Here is a 19,731-nt window from a genome sequence, read left to right as displayed (position 1 = left end):
CGCGTCAGATCTTGAAACGTATCGAGAACTGGTCTGTTCGATCTTTCACGACTACGCCGATCGGATAAGCTTCGCAAAGTCATGGATTGATCGCTTCTTATCTATTCAAAAGTTATGACTATCACTAATGGCGGCCGCTCGCAGGCACGCGCCACCGCATCTCAATGATAAGGAGTCTTCCCTCACTGGCCCGCTCAGTTTCCGACCCGCTCCCACGCGAGGTGAACGACGATGCCGACGAGGAACGCGACGCCGAGGTTCGTCGCGAGCGCGAGAAGGCCGATCCCGACCGAGAGCGCGCGGTTCCCCGAGTCGGTGACGTTGCGCGCTAAGGAGACGGCGACGATCGCGAGGAGCGCGCCGAGCATCGCCAGCGGGAACGCCGCGATCAGCGCGGGCGTGGCGAACAGCGCGGCGACGAGGTAGCCGGCGCCGAGGACGACGTTCGCGCCGCCGGTGCGCGCGCCGAACGCGTGCTTGCCGGCGACCCCGTCGCAGCCGTGACACATCGGGATTCCGCCGAGCGGCACCGCGATCAGGTTCGTCACGCCCATGCTCGTCGACAGCTCGTCGGGCGTCACCTCGGCGTCGAACAGGTCGGAGAAGAGGAGCGCGGTCGCCAGCGCGGCGTTGCCGATCGTCATGGCGAGCTGCGCGACCACGCCGTCGAGCGTGGCGCGCGTGAGCGCCGTCCCGAACGCGGGCGTCGGCGGCGCCCCGGGCAGTCGCGGCGCGGGGACGCCGGCGACGACGAGCGCGGTCGCGACCCCGACCAGCGCGACGGCCAGCGCGCTCGCCTTCCCGTGGCCCGCGAGCGCGAACCCGGCGGCGATCGCGACGCCGACCAGCGCGACGACGGGGTCGTCGACCGCGAGGCCGATCCCCGTCTCCAAGAGGACGAGCCCCACCGCGAACTGGACGCCGCGGATCACGGGTTCGCCGATCCACCGCTCCACGTACGCGAGCGTCCCCGTGAGTCCGATCGCGAGGAGGAGGGCGCCGAGTATCACCCCCGCGAGCGCGAGTTCGGCGTAGGTGAGCGCCCCCGCGATCGCCAGCGCGGCCAGCGCCTTCATCGGCTCCACCGACACGGGCAGCCCGTATCGGACCCCCCAGACGATCTGGAACGCCCCGAACGCGACGAGCGCGTGCGGCAGCGAGACCTCGGTCAGCAGCGCCAGCGCGACGACGAGCGGGATAACCGTAATCGAATCCCCTATCGCCCCGGTGAGCGCTCCGGTCCCGAACTCGATCGACCTGCGTCCCTTCGAATCGGCTCTTCTCACGAGACACGCGCAGTACCGGCCGACCGGGCTTGAACGTGTTCAGAAATCGCCGACGGGCACTCGTCGGCTGTCGAGAAACCTATTTTGATTACTCCTCGCCGAAGGCGGGATCGTCCGCGTCGACCATCGGGCAGTTACGGACCCGGAACCGCGAGAAGTCGACCGACTCGACGATGTCGGTCCCCTCGTGGGTACAGGCGGTCTCGGGCGGCGCCGTGAAGTGCGGGCACTGCTGACAGTAGCTCCGCTTGTCGACCACGCGCTCGTCGCCGGTCGCCCCGGCGCCCGGCGCCGATCCCGCGGCTCTGGAGCCGAGCGCCTCCGCGTCGCCGACCGCACCGCTGTCGCCGGCGTCGCCGACCTCGGCCGCGTCGGCACCGATCGGCGTTCCCTCGTCGAGCGCCTCCCACACGTCCTCCTCGCCGACGTCCCCGCTCCCCATCGACTCGAAGGGGTCCTCGTCCGTCGGTGCGCCGGAGGCGTCCGCGTCCAGTTCGGCGAACGGGTCGTCCGCCGGGGCGGAGGGGTCCGGGTCCGAGCGGGGCGTCGCCTCGGCGTTCTCGGACGCGCTCGCGCGTCCCGCGCCGTCGTCGATCCCCTCGCCGAGCGCCGCGAAGGGGTCGTCGACGGCGCCCGCGTCGGGGCGCTTGCGCGAGTCGTCCGCCTCGTCGCTGGATTCGTCGCGGAACAGATCGTCGTCGAAGGGATTGGAGTCGGTCGCGTTCTCGTCGTCGGACCGATCGCCGTCGCTCATCGGCGATCTCCGTCCGGTCCGCCGTCGCTCGCGGCGGTGCCCGTTCTATCGGTCGCTCGACTTCGCCCGCCGCGTTCGCCGTCGCCCACGTCGCCGTCGATGGCTGGCCGGTCCGCGACGTGGAGCTTGGACGTGCCGAGGAAGCCGGTGTTCGGCTCTAGGTCCTCGAAGCGGCGGCCGCAGTGGGGACACTCCGGCGCCGACAGCAGCCCGAGTTCGACGCCGCCGCCGCAGTGGTCGCAGTCGGCGGTCCGCACGCCGTGGCGGTTCGCCGTCTGCGTCAGCGCGTCGACGCGCTCGCGGTCCGCGCGGTCGCGTTCGGCCGCGTCGAGCCGGCGCTTGACCCTGACCACGGCGTTCGCGACCCGCGAGAGCTTGTCGTTGACCTCGCGCAGATCGCTCTCGGAGATCCCGTCGAGGTCGGATTCGACGTCGTCGAGGCGCTCGTCGACCTCGTCGAAACGCCCGTCGACCTCGTCGAGGCGGTCACCGAAGGCGTCCACGCGGTCGCGGACCGCGGCCAACTCGTCGATCCGCGCGTCGAGGGCGTCCAGTCGGTCGCCGAGGTCGTCGACCCGGTCGGAGGACGGCGCGTCGGCGACCGCCGCGTCGAGGCGGTCGAGCCGGGCGGCTATCCCCTCCAGTTCGTCGGCGAGGTCGTCGACCCGCGCCGCGGCCGCGCCCTCCGCGTCCCCGGTCTCCCCGGTGCCGTCGAGCGACTCCACCTCGCGGTACAGCTCGACGAACCGCTCGCGGAGGTCCGCGACCTTCTCGTCCAGCTCGGCGTCGAGGTCGTCGAGGCGGTCCTCGACCGCCGCCATCTCCTCCGCGTCGGGGACGTCTATCCCCTCGGACTCCGCGAGCGCGACGAGCGCGCGCTTGAGAAGCTCCTCGCGGCTCACGCCGGCGTCCTCGGCCGCCGCGTCGAGCGCGGCCGCGGCCGGATCGAGGTCGCTCATCGCGGGTCCCCCGTCATCTACCGGCCGTTTAGCCGCGAGGGTTAAGTAACCTGTCGCGCCGTTCTCCGGATCGATACTCGGCGGTCGGGAGACGCCGCGTCACCGCGCCCGCTACCGGATCTTGCGCACGTCGCTGATGTCGAACCCGCCCTCGTGGATCTCGGTCTCGAAGCGGACGATGTTCTCGGCTTCCAGCCGGGAGAGGACGCCGCGGAACTCGCGGACGAACATCGTCCGGGCGCGCTGGGACCCCCCGCTCTCCCACGCGAACTGGAGCGTCCCGCCGGCGGCGTCCATCAGGGTGCCGAACTCGCGGTCGCTGAGCGCGTCGGTGTTCACCAACACGAGGACGAGGGCGTCCCACTCGTAGGCCGCCTTCTTCAGCCCCTTCATCACCATGGCGACGTCGCTCCAGTCGGTGTCGTCGGAGACCATCGAGACGAGGTCGGTGACGGAGTCGATACAGACGAGGCTCCCCTCCCCGTGCTCCGAGAGGTAGTCGCCGAACGCGGTGAGCACGTCCTCGTACTCGCCGCGCTCGCCGAGCTCGGTGATCGACGACGTCTCCGTCTCGTACCAGTCGCGCGGCACCGGCGACAGCTGGAAGTACTCCGGCGAGAGGTCCCGGAAGGAGATGTCGTCGACCGCCGCGTCGACGATCTCCGCGGCCATCGTGTACTCCATCTCGCGGGTGATCGCGCCGGTGTCGGCGGTGAAGGAGATGTAGTGGACCGACTCGGGCAGCGCGGCCTCGGCGTCGACGTCGCCGTAGTAGAGGTCGAACAGCTCCTCGTCGGCGCGGGCCAGCGCGTTCATCGCGGCGCTCGTGTACGCGAACTCCCGGGCGCCGGCGCCCGCTTCGCCAGCGAGCAGCACGACGCTGCCGGCCGGCGCGCCGCCGCCGAGGATCGAGTCGAGGCGCGCGACCCCGAACGGAACACTGGACATGGGTTACGCCCCGTCGCCGCGGGATTTAGTGTTACCTCTCCGGGTCGACCGACGGCGGTTCCGTCCCGCCTCCCGCCGTGACCCGCGCGCCCTCGTCCGCCGCCCGAACCACGGACACGTCGCCGCCGACGCCGGCGGCATCGAGCGCGCGCTCGCCGGCCGCCGCCGCGGCGTCGGCGCGGGCCGCGTCGGTGACGCCGTAGACGGTCGGTCCCCACGAGGACTGGCCCGCGCCGAACACCGAGGAGGCGCCCGACAGCGACGCGACGACCTCCCCGACCGGCGGCCGGTACACGCCGCCCTGCTCGTCGGCGTACCACGCGCCGTTGAGCCGACCGATCTCCGCGACGGACGCGCCGAACCGCTCCGCGTTCCCCGTCGCGACCGCGGGGAGGACGCGCCGGGAGACGATGCCGCCGATCCGGTCGGCGATCCCCGGCTCCGCGCGCTCGACCGCCGCGCGCATTGAGTCGTCCTCGACCGTCCCGTTTCGACCGGCCGCCGCCTCCGGCTCGACGAGCAGAAACCGCCAGTCGTCGGGCACGGCGTGGCGCGCGGCCACCGGCGGGACCGTCCACTCGCCGTCCGCGGGGCGGTCGGTGGTGAAGCGCGCGGTCGGGTGGCCGGCGTCGAGGACGAAGCCGCCGTCCTCGAACGTCGCGACGCCGACGCCGGAGCGCCCGCCGCGGCCGAGCGCCGGGGCGCGCTCTCGCACCCGAGGCGGCTCGCCGTGAGCGGTCGCGACCGCCGCGAGCGTCGCCGCCGCCAGCCGCGTCCCGCTGCCGAGCCCGGCGTGCCGCGGGAGCGACTCGCGGACCGCGACGCGGGCGCCGTCGGCGTCGAGGAGGTCGGCGGCCGCGGCCGCGTACCCGCGGACGTCGTCGCGGACGCCCGAGTCCGCTCGGTCGTCGAGATCGACCGTCACGCTCACGTCCGGGGCCGGCTCCGCGTCGACGACGACCCGGGGCGCAGCGAGGCCGACGCCGAGGGCGCCGTAGAGCCGCTCGTGCGAGAGGCTGAGGTTACAGAAGCCGAAGTGGAGCCGGGCCCCAACGCTCGCGCGTGCCATCACGCCTCCGAGTTGGGGACCGACTGATAAAGGGCCCGTGACGGTGGCGGGAGTTGCCTCGGACCCGGCGAGGGCGGTGTGGCTCGGCGGGGGCGGCGTGATCCCGCGAGCGCGCGCTCGACGCCGCGAGCGTGGCACGAATCGGCGCGGTCGCCGAGGCGGCCGAACTGGTGCGCTTTTGAACGCGGGGGGCCTCGGTTCGCGTATGACCGAAACGCTCAGGCTCGCGACCCGCGGGTCGGACCTGGCCCTCCGGCAGGCCGAGACCGTCCGCGACGCGCTGTCGAGCCGGCGCCGCGACGTCGAACTCCGACAGGTGGAGACGCGCGGCGACCAGATCCCCGACGAACTGATCCACCGCCTCGGGAAGACGGGCGCGTTCGTGCGCGCGCTCGACGAGGAGGTCCTCGCCGGCGACGCCGACCTCGCGGTCCACTCGCTGAAGGACCTCCCCACAGAGGACATGGCGGACCTCGTCGTTGCGGGCGTTCCCGAGCGCGCGCCCTCCGGCGACGTCGTCGTCCACCCGGACGGCCTCGGCCTCGACGACCTCCCTGCCGGCGCGGTCGTGGGGACCGGCTCGCTCCGCCGCGGCGCGCAGATCCGGGCGGCCCGGCCCGACCTCACCGTCGAACCGATCCGCGGCAACGTCGACACCCGGCTGGAGAAGCTGCTCGCGCCCGGCCTACAGGCGGAACACGAGCGACGCCTGATCGCGTCGGGCGAGGAGCGCGCGCTGACCGCCGAGGGCGACGAAGGCGACGAGGGGAGCGGCGAGACCGACGACGCGGACGCCGAGGCGGACAAAACCGACGACGTCGACGAGGAGTTCGACCAGAGCGTCGAGGAGTGGTTCGACTCCCTCTCCGACCTCGAACGCGCGGCGATGGAGCGGAAGGTCGAGACCGAGTACGACGCCGTCGTCCTCGCGGAGGCGGGCCTCCGCCGCTCGAACCTGTTCTACGAGGTGGAGACGACGCGGCTCCCGCGCGAGGAGTTCGTCCCCGCGGCCGGGCAGGGCGCGATCGCGGTCACCGCGAGCGACCCCGGCGTGGTCGAGGCGGTCCGCGACGCGGTCGACCACCCGCGAACCCGCGTGGCGGTCACCGTCGAGCGGACGGTCCTCGGCGAGCTCAACGGGGGCTGCGTCGCGCCGATCGGCGTCTCCGCGATGGTCCAGGGCGAACACGTCCACGTCCGGGCGCGGGTGCTCTCGACGGACGGTACCGAGGAGGTGGCCGACACCCGCGACCTGCCGGTCCGGTCGCACGCGACGGCCGCGGCGGAGTTCGCCGCGGACCTCGCCGACCGCGGCGCCGACAACCTGATCGCCGAGGCGCGCGAGGCGGCGGACGCCGGAGGGGACGATGAGTGATGACGGCACCGTCTTCCTCGTCGGCTCCGGGCCGGGCGACCCGGACCTGCTCACGGTGAAGGCGAAGCGGCTGATCGAGTCGGCCGACGTGGTCCTCCACGACAAGCTCCCGGGGCCCGAGATCCTCGGCGAGATCCCGGAGGAGAAGCGCGAGGACGTCGGAAAGCGCGCCGGCGGCGAGTGGACCCCGCAGGAGTACACCAACCGGCGGATGGTCGAGCTGGCCCGGGAGGGGAACCGCGTCGTCCGGCTGAAGGGCGGCGACCCGTTCGTCTTCGGCCGCGGCGGCGAGGAGGCCGAACACCTCGCCGAGGCCGGGATCCCCTTCGAGGTCGTCCCAGGCGTCACCTCGGCTATCGCCGGTCCCGCAGTCGCCGGAATCCCGGTGACTCACCGCGACCACGCCTCCTCCGTCTCCTTCGTCACGGGCCACGAGGACCCGACGAAAGACGAGTCCGCGGTCGACTGGGGGGCGCTCGCGGCGACCGGTGGAACCATCGTCGTGCTGATGGGCGTCGGGAAGCTGCCGGCGTACACCGCCGAACTCCGCGACGCCGGCCTCGACGGCGACACGCCCGTCGCGCTCGTCGAGCGCGCGACGTGGCCGGGGATGCGCGTCGCGACCGGGACGCTCGACACGATCGTCGACGCGCGCGACGAGGCGGGGATCGAACCGCCCGCGATCACCGTGATCGGCGAGGTGGCCGCGACCCGCGACCGCGTCGTGAGCTTCCTCGAAAACGCCGGCTCAGGGCCGGTCGCGTCGCGGAGCGATGCGAACGGTAACGAGAGCGAGAGCGACGGCGACGAGGGTGACGGCGTCGAGGGCGACGGCGACGGGAGCGAGTCGAGCCGAGGTGACGAGGTGTGAGCGACGGCTCCGACCGCCCCCGCGTCGCCGTCTTCCGTCCCGACGACGAGCGGATCGATGCGGCGGTCGAGCTGCTCCGGTCGCTCGGCGCGGAGCCGGTCCCCGACCCGATGCTCGAAGTCGAGCCGACGGGTGCCGTCCCCGCCGAGGCGCCGCTCGTCGTCCTCACGAGCAAGACCGGCGTCGAGCTGGCCGACGAGGCGGGCTGGGAACCGGGCGCGGCCGACCTCGCGGCCATCGGGCCGGCCACCGCCGCGGCCGCCCACGAGGCCGGTTGGACGGTCGACGTCGTCCCCGAGGAGTACACCTCGGCCGGGCTCGTCGCGGCCCTCGAAGACCGCGTCCGGGGCGAGCGCGTCGTCGTCGCCCGCTCGGACCACGGCAGCGACGTCCTCCTCGACGGGCTCCGCGCGGCCGGCGCCGAGGTGACCGAGACCGTGCTGTACCGGCTCACGCGTCCGGACGGCGCGGGGGAGTCGGCCGATATGGCCGCCGCCGGCGAGCTCGACGCGGTCGCGTTCACCTCCTCGCTCACGGTCGAGAACTTCCTCGCGGCGGCCGCGGACCGCGGTATCGAGGACGCGGCCCGCGCCGGGCTCGCGGACGCGGTCGTCGGCGCCATCGGCCCGCCGACAGCGGAGACGGCCGCGGACCGCGGCGTCGACGTCGACGTCGTCCCCGACGAGGCGTCGTTCGAGGCGCTCGCGACCGCGGTCGTCGACGCGCTGGACGCGGCGTCCGCCCGAACCGACTGACGGCCGCCGACCCGACGGCAGGCCTCACCGAACCGACTGACCGCCGTTACACCGACGCGCACGATGGGGCCACCGCCCGGACGAGAGTCTCCCGATCGATAACGGCGCGGCGTCGACGCTGTCTCTCTGTCAAACCGGCGGTCCGAGGGGGTAGCGGACACCGGATGAGTCGGACACCTCGGACGGTGGATATCAGGTTAGATATTTGGAGGGCGCAATTTATCATCCGGGACGTGATACGAGATGGCATGGAACCGAGCGAGCGCTGGCTACTGCGGGTCGAGGACGGCGTCCTCGTCGTCGAGTTCCCTCAGGGGACTGGACTGAGCCCCGCGGACGGCGAGGCGCTGCTCGACCGGTGGCGAGAGGCCGCCGCCCCGGACGCGGTCGACGCGATCGTGATCGTCGTGCGGACGAGCCGTCCGTGTTCGGACGCGGGTCGTCGAGCGCTCCGCGAGTCCGCGCAGATCGCGGTCGCCCGCGGCGTCGACCGCTTCGCCGTCGTCGGCCAGCGCTCGAAGCGGCGATACCTCAAGCGGACGATCGACGTCGAGGGGGTCGACACCGAGTCGTTCAACGACGACGAGGCCGCGTTGCGGTGGGCGCAGTGCCCGTCGGCGACGACTTCGTCGGCCGAGACCTCCTCGTAGGTCCTCCGGTCACGGGGGCGAGGAACGAGCCGCCTCGATCCCGGCAGCCTCGACCACGCGCTCGGCGTGTCGCGTCGCGCGCTCGCGGACCGCCGCCGCGTCGATTCCGACGTGTTCCCCGTCCGCGTACCGGACCTCCCCGTCGACCATCGTGAACACGACGTCGTCGCCGTGCGCGGCGTACACCAGGTGCGAGAGCGGGTCGTGGAGCGGCGTCGCCCGCGTGAGGTCGGTGGTGAGTCCGATCACGTCGGCGCGGTGGCCCTCGCGGAGGGCGCCGAGGCGGTCGAAGCCGGCGGCGCGGGCGCCGTTCTCCGTCGCCATCTCCAGCACGGTCGCCGCCGGGAGGCGGGTCGGGTCGCGCGCGTCGACCTTCCCGAGGAGGCTCGCCTGCCGCATCTCGGTGAAGGGGTCGAGCGTGTTGTTACACGGCGGGCCGTCGTTGCCGAGCGCGACCGCGATCCCGCGGTCGAGGTAGTCCTGAACCGGGGCGATCCCCGAGGCGAGCTTCATGTTCGAGGAGGGGCAGTGCGTGACGACCGTGTCGGTCTCGGCGAGCACCTCGCGCTCGCGCTCGTTCGTGTGGACGCAGTGCGCGAGCGTCACGTCCGGCCCCGTCAGCCCGACCTCGTCGAGCCAGAGCACGTTCCGTTTCCCGGTGTCGGCCTCGACCGTCTCGATCTCGTCCTCGTTCTCGCTGGCGTGGGTGTGGATCGTCACGCCGTCGTACCGGTCGGCCAGCTCGCGACAGCCGCGCAGGCAGGCCTCCGTACAGGTGACGGCGAACCGCGGCGTGACCGCGTACCGGACCCGGCCGTCGGCGGCGCCGTGGTACTCGCGGATCAGCGACTCGGTCTCCGCGAGCGCGGCGTCGGTCTCTTCGAGGAGGCCGTCGGGCGACTCCCTGTCCATCAGGACCTTTCCCAGTCGTCCCCGGATCCCCGTCTCGATCGCGGCCTCGAACGCCTCGTCGGCGTGGTTCACCGAGAGGTGGTCGACGACGGTGGTCGTCCCGGATTCGAGACACTCCAGGTAGCCCAACTCGGCCGCGGCCCGGGTCGCCTCGGCGTCCATCGCGGCCTCCATCGGGAGCACGGCGTCGAACAGCCAGTCGAGGAGGGCGTCGTCGTCGGCGATCCCCCGGCCCAGCGACTGGACGGAGTGAACGTGGCCACCGACGAGGCCGGGCGCGACGAGGTCGAACGCGCGGCGCTCGTGGTCGGGGTAGCGGTCGCGGAGGGCAGCCTCCTCGCCGACCGCGGCGATCGTGTTCCCCTCGACGACGACGGCGCCCTCGGGGATGACGGTCTCGGAGTCGGCGATGACGGTTCCGGCTATCAGCATGTCCGTCCGTTCCTGACGGTCGACCGGTAAGAGGCTGTCCGTTCGCGACCCCCCGATCCCGTTCGGTCGAGGCTGCCGAGCGAATAACAGGAGAGACGGTGGATCAGCTCGATAGCGTCAAAACGATATTTAAATATGAATGAGCGAGAGTGATAGTCACTTATAAACAGCAGTGCGGTGGCGCGTGCCTGCGAGCGGCCGCCATCGGCGGCCGCGAGTCAGCACGCGCGAGGGACGCCGCGAGCGACGGGGGCGACCGAAGGGAGCCCCGAGCGAGCGGCGAGGCTGGGGAGGCGTGAGGTGCGGTTGCTGTGCGAGGCGGGAATCAAAGGGGCAGCCGGAAGGACGCCGCAGACGACGCAAGCACCGCAGTGAGTGAGCGAAGCGAACGAGCGAGGAGCGCAGCGAGTGTGCGGCGTCCTTCCGGTTGGGGCTTTGGCGGAGTTCGTCGCCGATCCGTTATCAACTGTTTATACGCGAGCGGCTGGGGGCATCGATATCCCACAGTCGAATGGTTGTAAAACCACATCGCGATGGACGGATTCGACCTATTCCAGTCGGCGGTCGCGGAACGCGCGGATCACGTCCTGCCGGGCGATGATCCCGACGATCCGGTCGTCGTCGTCGACCACGGGCACGCGGTTGATGTCGGGGTCGCCGCCGACGAGCAGGTCCAGCACGTCGTCGACGTCGGTGTCGGGCGTCACCGTCGCCACGTCGGCGCTCATCACCTCCGAGATCGGCTTGTCGGCGTTGCGGACCATGTCGACGCCGAGGTCGAGGTCGGCCCACGGGGGCTTCACCTGATACGAGAGCGTGTCGACGAACGGCGGGAGCCCGATCGGGATCCACAGCGTCTCGTCTTCGGGTTCGAACAGGTCGACGAGGTCGGACTCGGTGACGATCCCGACCACTCGGTCGTCGTCGTCGACCACCGGGAAGCCGCTGAACTCGTAGCGGGCGAACCGTTTGAAGACGGCGGCGACGTCGTCGTCCGGCGAGACCGTCTTCACGTCCGACTCCATCAGGTCGCGGGCGGTCAGCGTCATACCGGACGGTCGCGGGCGGGCGTGGTAGGCGTTTCGCCCTGAGCGCGGCGACGCGACGGCGCGGATCGACGGCGTCAGCTCTCGGTGAGGGAAGTACTGAAAGAGTGGCCGGGGTGGGCTCCGAACCCACGATCTCCGCATGTCCCAGGTCCGAGGCTCGGCGGAGCCACGGGAAGGACGCGGACGCTTCCAAGGCGTCACCGCACCGAATCTCTGAACCCTATGAGTGCGGCGCTATGTCCAGCTAAGCCACCCGGCCTCACCTTTTCGTACCGCGATGAGACTCTTTAACCTTCCCATCCGTCGGGAGGTTGTGAACCGATCGCAGATCGACGCGGGTGGTCGCTTCGAGCGCCGACGCGGCGCCGGAAACGCCGACTCGAAGCCGGGTTCGACCGCCGCATCCCGACCGTGCGACCGCCGCATCCCGGCCGTGCGACCGCGCCCGCCGCTCGCCCGCGGCCGACCCAGCGGATTTATGCCGGGCGCGGCGTATCCCGGGCGTATGAGCCTTCCCGAACTGCTCGCGGGGACCGTCGGCGACGAGGAGGTCGTCGCCGAGGTGCCGCTGGGCGGCGACGATCGACTCGCGGTCACGCCCACCCGCACCCTCGTCTACCGCGGCGACGGACTCCTGTCCGACGAGTCCGTCGGCGAGTACGGTCACGACGTCGAGCGCATCGAGGTCTCGACGGGCCGCCGCAAGGCGAAGATCACCCTTGGCTACGGCCTCGACGGCGACGAGACGCTCTCGGTCCCGAGCAAGCGCGTCGACGACGTCCTCCACCCGGTCCTCGCCGGCGTGCTCTCGGCGAGCGGCGTCACCGCTCCCGGCGAGACGGTCGTGCGCACCTTCCGCTTCTCCGAGCTCACCCTCATCGTCACCAGCGAGCGACTGGTCAAACACGTCGGGTCGGCCGTCTGGGACCCCGAGTTCGAGGAGTTCCACTACGAGAACCTCACCGGCCTCGACTTCGAGGAGGGGACCGTCGCCACCGCGGTCGTCTTGGTCCACGAGGGGCGCTCGGAGCGGTTCAAGGCACCCAACGAGTCCGCCCGCGCGGTCCGGGAGACGCTCGCCGACGCGGTGTGTTCGTTCCACGGCGTCGACAGCCTCGAGGAGTTTCGCCTCGCCGCCGCCGAGGCGGAGGAGACGGCGACCGACCCCGAGACGGGCGGCACGACGGACTTCGGAGAAGGGCCCGACCCCCTCTCCGCGTCTCCCGCCGCGGACGCGGAGGCGGCGGCGGACGCCGAGGCCGACGCCGGCGCCGGCGGGGACGAGTTCGCCGACGGTCCCGAGACGGGATCCGAAGGCGTGAACGGAGCCGCCGGCTCCGCCGCGGAGACCGACGCCTTCTCCGGGAGCGGCGACGCCGCGGCGCCCGGGGATTCGGCGTCGTCGGACGGGTCCGCAGAGCCGACCGCCGACGGCGACCCGCTCGACGCGGACCCCCTCGCCGCGGACGCCGCCGTCGACGACGCGACCTCGGACCCGCTCGCGACCGACGCGCCCGCGACGGAGTCGACCGACGCGGCCCCGACCGAGACCGCGTCCGTCGCGGAGGGACTCGACGCCGAGCCCGACGGGGAACCTGCGACGGGAGCCGACGCCGAGGCGGTCGGCTCTGCGGACCCGTCCGACGACGCCGCCGTTCCCGACGACGCGGCCGTCCCCGACGACGCGTTCGACGGGTCGCCGTTCGAGAGCGCCGGCGTCGAGGACGCCGACCTCGCGAGCGAGGTCGCGGCGCTGCGGCGGACCGTCGAGGCGCAGTCGGAACGCTTGGACCGGCAGTCGGCGCTCATCGAACAGCTGATCGAAGAGCTCCGCCGGGGGCGGTGAGGAAGCGGCCGTCCCTCGCGACTCGCACCCTCCGAAGCCGCCGCTCCGATGCTCTCGACTGAGAGGCGAGCCGGATCGGTTATCCGGCCGGCGACGAAGCATCGACCGTGATCCCCGGACTGGGAACTCGGGTGGGTGCGGTGTTGCGCGACATCTCGAGCACGGAGGGGCGGTTGGCGGTCACCGCCGCCATCGCCCTCTTGACCGTCGCGGTCGGCTGGCTGCTGCTGCCGAAGGCCGTTCGGACCGGCGAGCGGACCGTCTCGGGCTGGCTCGAGCGACTCCTCGACGACCGCCTGGCGGAGTCGACGGAGGGCGCCATCGAGACGCTACGCGACGGGGTCCCGTCCTCGTTCCTCCTGCGCCTGTTGGTCGGACTGTTACAGCTCGGCTTGTTCGCGCTCGCGGGCGTCGCCGTGTTGACGCTGTGGGGACGGTTCGAACTGGTGGTCGCGGTGTTGCCCGTCGCCGAGAACGCCCTCACGGTCGGCGCGCAGGTCGTCACCTCGGCGGCGCTCCTCGGCGGCGCGTACATCGTCAGCGACGTGGTCGAGACGTACGTCGCCGACCTGTCGGCAGACAGCGACCGCATCACGGCCCACCAGGAGCAGCTGCTCACCCGACTCGCGCAGGTCGGACTGCTCGTGCTCGCCGCGATAACGGTCCTCGGAATCTGGGGCGTGAACCTCGGCGGTCTCCTCGTCGGCGCCGGCTTCCTCGGGATCGTCCTCGGGATGGCGGCCAGACAGACGCTGGGGTCGCTCATCGCCGGCTTCGTCCTGATGTTCGCGCGCCCGTTCGAGATCGGCGACTGGGTGGAGATCGGTGACGAGGAGGGGTTCGTCACCGACATCACGATCATGAACACCCACATGCGCAACTTCGACGGGGAGTACGTGGTGGTGCCGAACGACCTCGTCGCCAACCAGGCGATCACAAATCGGAGCCGCGAGGGCCGCCTCCGGATCCACATGGAGGTCGGGATCGGCTACGACGACGACCCCGACGAGGCGGCCGAGATCGCCGAGGACGTGCTGGACGGGATCGACACAATCGCGAACAACCCCCAGCCGTACGCGATCCCCTCCGGGTTCGGCGACTCGGCGATCCTGCTCGACCTCCGGTACTGGATCGACCCGCCGACCCCGCAGGCGCGGTGGCGCTCGAAGGCGATCGCGGTCGAGCGGATCCAAGAGCGGTTCGCCGACGCGGGTATCTCGATCCCGTACCCGCAGCGGACCGTCTCGTACCCGCCCGAGACGGACGACGGCGAGAGCGTCGAGCGGATCGACGGCGACGGCCGTCCGGTTGACAAGTCGGTCTGAAAAGCGGGCGGCGCCGCGCTCCGCGGGTTCGCTTACAGGTCTTCCGACGGGCCGGTGTAGCCGCTCGGAAGCTGCGACCCTCGACCGGTGAACAGCCGTTCGAAGCGCTCGATTCGCTCTAACACGTAGCTGAGCGCCGCCGTGAGCGAGTCCGCGCCGATCGACAGCAGGTGGCGGGCCCCGCGCGTGCGGTCGGCGTGGTAGAAGCTGATCTCGCCTTCCGGCCTGGTGTTCCGTTCCGGCAGCATCACCAGATCCTGCCGGCTCGGCCCGTGACGGAAGACGAGCACGTCGGTGAGCGGGCTCGACCCGTAGGTGACCACGTCGTGAACCACGCTCCACTTCTCCGGCGTCTCGTCGGCGAGCGCGTCGGCGTCGACGACGTTCCGCATCGTCGTCGCCGTCGAAACGCTCTCCAAGGCCGCTTCGCGGCGGTTCCGAAGCCACGCGAGCAGCCGCTCGACGACGTCGCGGAGCCCGTCCGGTCCGGAGAATCGGCCGGCGGACCGCTCCACCGGCAGCGACCCCCGCGTCACTTCGGTCCGCTCTCCCATGCGAATACCCCCGGGCCCATCGTGTTAATAGATACCGGTCGGTACCCTCCCAGATTCAGCGGTCGCGGCCGAACCCGGCCGCGAACGTCTCCTCGTCGACCGCGAGGACGGTCGGCCGACCGTGCGGGCAGGCGTACGGACGGTCGCACTCGCCGAGGCGGTCGAGCAGATCGCGGAGGTCGCCGTCGTCGAGGTCGGCGAAGTCGCCGCGCTTCAGCGAGGGGTGACACGCCAGATCCGCAAGCAGGTCGTCGCGGGCGTCCCGCGAGGCGCCGCGACCCCCTTCGACCGCCGAGAGCGCGCCGAGCGCGTCGCGGAACGCGTCCGCGTCCGCAGTCCGACCGAACGGCGCGGGGACGGTTCGCAGCCGACGCGTGCCGCCGCCGAACGCCTCGGTCTCGAAGCCGAGCGCGGCGAGGTCGTCCGCGTGCGCCCTCGCGGCCGCGGCCTCGTCGGTCGACAGCGAGACCGTCGCCGGCGGGTCGAGCGCCGCGGTGGGGACCGGGTCGCCGTCGAACGCCCGCGCCAGCCGCTCGTAGTTCACCCGCTCGTGGGCGGCGTGCCCGTCGACCACGAGCAGTTCGCCGCCGGCCTCGACGAGGACGTAGAGGTCGCGGAAGACGCCGATCGGTTCGGCGTCGTCGAACGCCCCGGCGCGCGACCCGTCGCCCTCGCCGACCGGGTCGAGCGCGTCGGCGAGGTCGGTGGCGACGTCCGCGGCGCGCCGGAGGTCCGCGCCCGTGAGGGCGTCCTCGACGACCGACGCGACCGCGTCGGCGACCGCGTCGGCGTCGCGGAGCCCCACCTCCCGCTTCGCCGGGTGAACGTTCGGGTCGACGCGGGCGGGCGGTAGCGACACGTCGACCGCGGCGACCGGCTCGCGGCCGTCCGGCAGGAGGCGGCCGTACCCGTCGCGCACCGCGGCCGCGAGCCGGTCGTTTCGGACCGGCCGACCGTTCACGGAGACGCGGACGTGGTCGCGGGTGGACCGGGTGATCGACGGGTACGCCAGCGCGCCCGAGACGCCGACCTCGACGGAGTCCGCGCCGCGGTCGGCGCGTCCCGCGTCGCGCGATCCACTCGCGACCACGTCGACGCTCGCGTCGAGGGTCGTCGACCGGCTCGCGGCCTCGCGGTCGTACACGCCGAGGAGGGCGTCCGTGCGGTCGGTGCCGGGCGTCGACAGCGTCGTCGACCCGTCGTGTTCGAGCGAGAACGCGACCGACGGGTTCGCCAGCGCGTAGTCGGCGACGAGCGAGGAGATCCGCGCGAACTCCGCGTTCGCCCCCGCGAGCGACTCCCGCCGGGCCGGTCGCGTCGCGAACAGGTCCTCGACGACGACCGTCGTTCCGCGGGCGCGGCCCGCGGGCTCGACGGTGGCGTTCCGCCCGTCGCCGGACTGCGCTCCGCGCGCCGCGTCTCCCGCGGTCCCGTCGACGACGACGCGCGTGCCGACCCCGTCTCCGGGGCTCGTCACGAGTTCGAGCCGGGCGGCCTCGGCGATCGCCGCGAGCGCCTCGCCGCGGAAGCCGAGCGAGGCGACCCCGACCGGGTCGCCGTCGGGCGCCAGCTTGCTCGTCGCGTGGCGCTCGACGGCGCGGGCCGCATCCCGGCGACTCATCCCACGGCCGTCGTCCGCGACGCGGATCCGGTCCGTCCCGTCGCCGTCGACGGCGACCTCGATCCGAGAGGCGCCGGCGTCGAGCGCGTTGTCGACGAGTTCGCCGACGACGCGGGCTGGTCTGGTGACCACCTCGCCGGCCGCGATCCGGTCGACCGTCCCCTGATCGAGCCGACGGACGCGCTCCTCGCCTTCGGCCGGCGCTCCGGCGGGCGACCGGCCGCGTTCCGCGTCCCGCTCACCCGTCATCGTCGACTCGCGACTGGAGGTCGTGGAGGGCGTTCAGCGCCTCGATCGGCGTCATCCGCGCGAGATCGAGGTCGCGGAGCGCCGCGGCGAGCTCGGAGGACGCGCCGTCGGCGACACCCTCGTCGGCGTCGGCGTCGGCCGTCGGCCCCGCGCGGTCGCGCTCGGACGCGGTCTCGGTCCGGGCGTCCGCCTCGGTTCCGGACTCCTCGCCGCCTTCCGACGCCTCCTCCGCGAGGAACTCCCGGAGCGACGCGTCGCCGTCGGCGGTCGACTCCTCGCCGGGGGACGCCTCGTCGGTCCCGTTCGCCGACCGCTCGCGCGCTCCCTCCTCCGCGGCGACGAGATCGCGAGCGCGGTCCACGACCCGACCGGGAACGCCGGCGAGCTCCGCCACCTCCACGCCGTACGACGACGAGGAGGCGCCCGGCACGACGCGGTGGAGGAACGTCACGTCGCCGTCCTCGCGGGTGGCGGTGAAGTGGAGGTTGAAGACGCGCTCGCGCTCGTCGGCGAGGTCCGTCAGCCCGTGGTAGTGCGTCGCGAACAGCGCGGTCGCGCCGAGCTCGTCGTGGATGAACTCGGCCGCGGCGCGGGCGATGGCCCGGCCGTCGGTGGTGGCGGTCCCCCTGCCCACCTCGTCTAAGAGGACGAGCGAGTCGGGGCCGGCGTCGTGGAGGATCTCCGTCAGCTCGCTCATCTCGCGCATGAACGTCGACTGTCCGCCCGCGATGTCGTCCGAGGCGCCGACGCGGGTGAACAGGCGGTCGAAGACGGGGAGCGTGGCGGCCTGCGCGGGGACGAACGACCCCGTCTGCGCGAGCACGACGGCGAGCGCGACCGACCGCATGTACGTCGACTTCCCGCTCATGTTCGGCCCCGTGATCACGGCGACCGAGCCGCGCGGGAGGTCCGCGTCGTTCGGGACGAACGACTCCTCGGTCCGTTCGACCACGGGGTGTCGCCCGCCCTCGATCTCGATGCCTGCGGCGGGATCGCCCGCGTCCGATGCCCCCGCGTCGGCCGCGCCCTCGCCGTCCGCGTCCGCGCGCAGTTCGGGGCGGACGTAGTCGCGCTCGACGGCGACCGCCGCGAGCGACGTGAGCGCGTCGAGCTCGGCGAGCGCGTCGGCGAGCCCCTGAATCCGCTCGGTCGCCGCCGCGACGCGCTCGCGGACGTCGACGAACAGCTCGTACTCCAAGGCGTCAGCGCGCTCGGCGGCGCCGACGATCTCCTCCTCGCGCTCCTTCAGCTCCGGCGTGACGTACCGCTCGCTGTTCTTCAGCGTCTGCCGCCGCCGGTAGTCGTCGGGGACGCGGTCGAGGTTGGCGTCGGTCACCTCGATGTAGTAGCCGTGGACCTGGTTGTGGCCGACCGATAGCGAGTCGATCCCGGTGCGCTCGCGCTCGCTGGCTTCGAGGTCGGCGACCCACTCGCGCCCCTCGCGCTCGGTCGTCCGGAGCTCGTCGAGGTCGTCGTCGAACCCCTCGCGGACCACGCCGCCCTCGGTGATCTCCTGTGGCGGATCGGTCGCGATCGCGTCGTCGATCAGCTCGCGGACCTCCGTCAGCTCGTCGAGGCGGTCGCGGAGGTCGCGGAGGTGGTCGGTGCGGGGGAGCGCGGCGTCCGTCTCGTCGCCGGAGCGTTCGCCGTCCGCTCCCGCAAGCGTCGCCTTCAGCTCGGGGACGACCGCGAGCGTCTGATGGAGGGAACGCAGGTCGCGGGCGTCCGCTCGTCCCCGTGAGACGCGTCTCACCAGCCGTTCGAGGTCGTAGGCGGTCGCGAGCGCGTCGGCGACCCCCTCCCGCGCGAGGCTCCGGTCCGCGAGCTCGCCGACCGCGTCGTGGCGGCTCCGGATCGCGTCGGCGTCGACGAGCGGGCGCCGGAGCCAGCGCTCCAGACAGCGTCGGCCGAGCGCGCAGTTCGTCTCGTCGAGGGAGTCGAACAGCGTGTCGCTCGCGCCGAGCCCGCGGTTCTCGAACAGTTCGAGGCTGCGCTGGGCCGCCGCGTCGAGCCGGAGCCGGTCTCGGGGGTCGTACCGTCGGATTCTGGTCACGTACGAGAGCGGCCCGTCGTCGCCCTGCGTGTACTCCGCGTACGCCAGCACCGCGCCCGCCGCCCGCAGCTCGGCGTCGCCGTCGAAGCGGCGGGCGGGCGCCGGGAGGTACGGCTCCAGCCGCTCGGCCGCGGCCCGGCGGTCGAAGACGTCCGCGTCGTAGTCGTGAGTCGTCCAGCCGCGCTCGGTGTCGCTCGGTTCGAACTCGGGGGCGTCCGGGCCAGAGATGAGCTCCGCCGGCGCGATCCGGTCGAGTTCGCCCGCGACGGCGTCGGCGTCGCCCGACGTGACGAGGCACTCGCCGGTCGAGACGTCGACGGCGGCGAGGCCGACGGTGCCGGGTCCGGGCGCGTCGACCTCGGCGCCGCCGTCGGCCGCCACCGCCGCCACGTAGTTCGTCGTGCCAGATTCGAGGAGGTCGTCCTCGACGACGGTGCCGGGCGTTATCACCTCGGTGACGGCGCGGTCGACGAGCCCGGACGCCTGCTCGGCGTCCTCCACCTGGTCGCCGAGCGCGACGCGGTAGCCCGCGTCGAGCAGCGATTCGAGGTACGGCGCCGCGTTGTCGATGGGGATCCCGGCCATCGGGTAGTCGCCGGTCGAGTCGGAGCGCTCGGTCAGCGTCACCTCACAGACGCGGGCGACGGTCTCGGCCGCCTCGCAGAACGCCTCGTAGAAGTCTCCGACCTGGAACAGCACGAGGGCGTCCTCGTGGGCGGCACACAGGTCGGCGTACTGCGAGAGCATGGGCGTGAGCTCCTCGCGGGCGGCGGCGATCCCGGGCGGCAGCCCGGTCACCGCCTCTCTGTCCGCCGGTTCCATACCCCGTATCCGGGCGGCCGCGGGCATAAACGGTGCGGAGCGAGGCAAGGGTGCGGCGGGGACGACGAACGCTGAGCGAAGGCAGCGGATACCGAGCGAAGGCGCTGCGGAGGGACGGAGAGCGAGCGCCGCGAGGGGCGAGAAGCGAACACCCCAGAAGCGGCGGTAGACGCGTCGCCGGGGGAGAGCGGCGAGACGCTT

Annotated in this window: 16 protein-coding genes and 1 tRNA gene; 6 read left to right on the top strand and 11 right to left on the bottom strand. The window is 72.6% G+C overall.

Annotation, left to right across the window (positions count from 1 at the left end; all coding sequences use genetic code 11):
* Positions 1-194: 194 nt before the first annotated feature.
* The 5 genes from EXE46_RS02210 to EXE46_RS02190 all read right to left on the bottom strand — a co-directional run bounded on the left by EXE46_RS02210 (position 195) and on the right by EXE46_RS02190 (position 5,016).
* On the bottom strand, positions 195-1,286 hold the full coding sequence (locus EXE46_RS02210) for a putative sulfate/molybdate transporter (RefSeq protein ID WP_137686862.1): 1,092 nt from the start codon (positions 1,284-1,286) through the stop codon (positions 195-197).
* Positions 1,287-1,374: 88 nt separating this feature from the next.
* Positions 1,375-2,040 (bottom strand): hypothetical protein, encoded by a 666-nt coding sequence (locus EXE46_RS02205; protein WP_137686861.1) that lies wholly within the window; start codon positions 2,038-2,040, stop codon positions 1,375-1,377.
* On the bottom strand, positions 2,037-2,999 hold the full coding sequence (locus EXE46_RS02200) for a hypothetical protein (protein WP_137686860.1): 963 nt from the start codon (positions 2,997-2,999) through the stop codon (positions 2,037-2,039). The genes EXE46_RS02205 and EXE46_RS02200 overlap by 4 nt, the downstream gene beginning before the upstream one ends.
* Before the next feature lie 111 nt (positions 3,000-3,110).
* Entirely contained in the window at positions 3,111-3,947 is an 837-nt protein-coding gene (locus EXE46_RS02195; protein ID WP_137686859.1) for an HTR-like protein, read from the bottom strand.
* Between the two features lie 31 nt (positions 3,948-3,978).
* A complete protein-coding gene (locus tag EXE46_RS02190; protein WP_137686858.1) occupies positions 3,979-5,016 on the bottom strand; it encodes a beta-ribofuranosylaminobenzene 5'-phosphate synthase family protein in 1,038 nt (345 codons plus the stop codon).
* A 205-nt stretch (positions 5,017-5,221) separates the two neighbouring features.
* Between EXE46_RS02190 and hemC the strand changes: the two genes are divergently transcribed.
* From hemC to EXE46_RS02170, 4 genes are all read left to right on the top strand, one after another.
* A complete protein-coding gene (gene hemC, locus EXE46_RS02185; protein WP_137686857.1) occupies positions 5,222-6,391 on the top strand; it encodes a hydroxymethylbilane synthase in 1,170 nt (389 codons plus the stop codon).
* Positions 6,384-7,262 (top strand): uroporphyrinogen-III C-methyltransferase, encoded by an 879-nt coding sequence (cobA, locus tag EXE46_RS02180; RefSeq protein ID WP_137686856.1) that lies wholly within the window; start codon positions 6,384-6,386, stop codon positions 7,260-7,262. The genes hemC and cobA overlap by 8 nt, the downstream gene beginning before the upstream one ends.
* Complete coding sequence (locus tag EXE46_RS02175) at positions 7,259-8,017, top strand: uroporphyrinogen-III synthase (RefSeq protein WP_137686855.1); 759 nt, start codon at positions 7,259-7,261, stop codon at positions 8,015-8,017. The genes cobA and EXE46_RS02175 overlap by 4 nt, the downstream gene beginning before the upstream one ends.
* A 248-nt stretch (positions 8,018-8,265) precedes the next feature.
* Positions 8,266-8,667, top strand: a complete 402-nt coding sequence (locus EXE46_RS02170) for a hypothetical protein (protein ID WP_137686854.1) — start codon at positions 8,266-8,268, stop codon at positions 8,665-8,667.
* A gap of 9 nt (positions 8,668-8,676) precedes the next feature.
* Here the strand turns inward: EXE46_RS02170 and EXE46_RS02165 are convergent, their stop codons facing one another.
* The 3 genes from EXE46_RS02165 to EXE46_RS16755 all read right to left on the bottom strand — a co-directional run bounded on the left by EXE46_RS02165 (position 8,677) and on the right by EXE46_RS16755 (position 11,319).
* The gene (locus EXE46_RS02165) at positions 8,677-10,011 is read right to left on the bottom strand and encodes a 5'-deoxyadenosine deaminase (protein ID WP_137686853.1); all 1,335 of its coding nucleotides are present in this window, start codon (positions 10,009-10,011) and stop codon (positions 8,677-8,679) included.
* A gap of 548 nt (positions 10,012-10,559) precedes the next feature.
* The gene (locus tag EXE46_RS02160; RefSeq protein ID WP_137686852.1) at positions 10,560-11,060 is read right to left on the bottom strand and encodes an HPP family protein; all 501 of its coding nucleotides are present in this window, start codon (positions 11,058-11,060) and stop codon (positions 10,560-10,562) included.
* 105 nt (positions 11,061-11,165) lie between these two features.
* Positions 11,166-11,319, bottom strand: a tRNA-Met gene (locus EXE46_RS16755).
* A 246-nt stretch (positions 11,320-11,565) separates the two neighbouring features.
* On the opposite strand from EXE46_RS16755, the gene EXE46_RS16750 reads away from it, so the two are divergent.
* The gene (locus tag EXE46_RS16750; RefSeq protein ID WP_158413920.1) at positions 11,566-12,906 is read left to right on the top strand and encodes a hypothetical protein; all 1,341 of its coding nucleotides are present in this window, start codon (positions 11,566-11,568) and stop codon (positions 12,904-12,906) included.
* Positions 12,907-13,013: 107 nt separating this feature from the next.
* Positions 13,014-14,231: a mechanosensitive ion channel family protein gene (locus EXE46_RS02145; RefSeq protein WP_199234094.1), complete on the top strand. Its 1,218-nt coding sequence runs from the start codon at positions 13,014-13,016 to the stop codon at positions 14,229-14,231.
* Between the two features lie 32 nt (positions 14,232-14,263).
* On the opposite strand, the gene EXE46_RS02140 is transcribed toward EXE46_RS02145, so the two are convergent.
* The 3 genes from EXE46_RS02140 to mutS are packed head-to-tail and all read right to left on the bottom strand — an operon-like array spanning position 14,264 to position 19,530.
* Entirely contained in the window at positions 14,264-14,785 is a 522-nt protein-coding gene (locus tag EXE46_RS02140) for a hypothetical protein (protein WP_137686851.1), read from the bottom strand.
* Positions 14,786-14,840: 55 nt separating this feature from the next.
* Positions 14,841-16,655 carry a DNA mismatch repair endonuclease MutL gene (gene mutL / locus EXE46_RS02135; protein WP_137686850.1) on the bottom strand — a complete coding sequence of 605 codons (1,815 nt, stop codon included), beginning with the start codon at positions 16,653-16,655 and terminating at the stop codon, positions 14,841-14,843.
* Positions 16,645-19,530, bottom strand: a complete 2,886-nt coding sequence (mutS, locus tag EXE46_RS02130) for a DNA mismatch repair protein MutS (RefSeq protein WP_137686849.1) — start codon at positions 19,528-19,530, stop codon at positions 16,645-16,647. Before mutS ends, mutL begins: the two co-directional genes overlap by 11 nt.
* Between the last annotated feature and the right edge of the window lie 201 nt (positions 19,531-19,731).

The sequence above is a fragment of the Halorubrum sp. GN11_10-6_MGM genome (assembly GCF_005435165.1).
Taxonomy (GTDB): Archaea; Halobacteriota; Halobacteria; order Halobacteriales; family Haloferacaceae; genus Halorubrum.
This window is presented reverse-complemented; position numbering and strand designations above follow the sequence as displayed.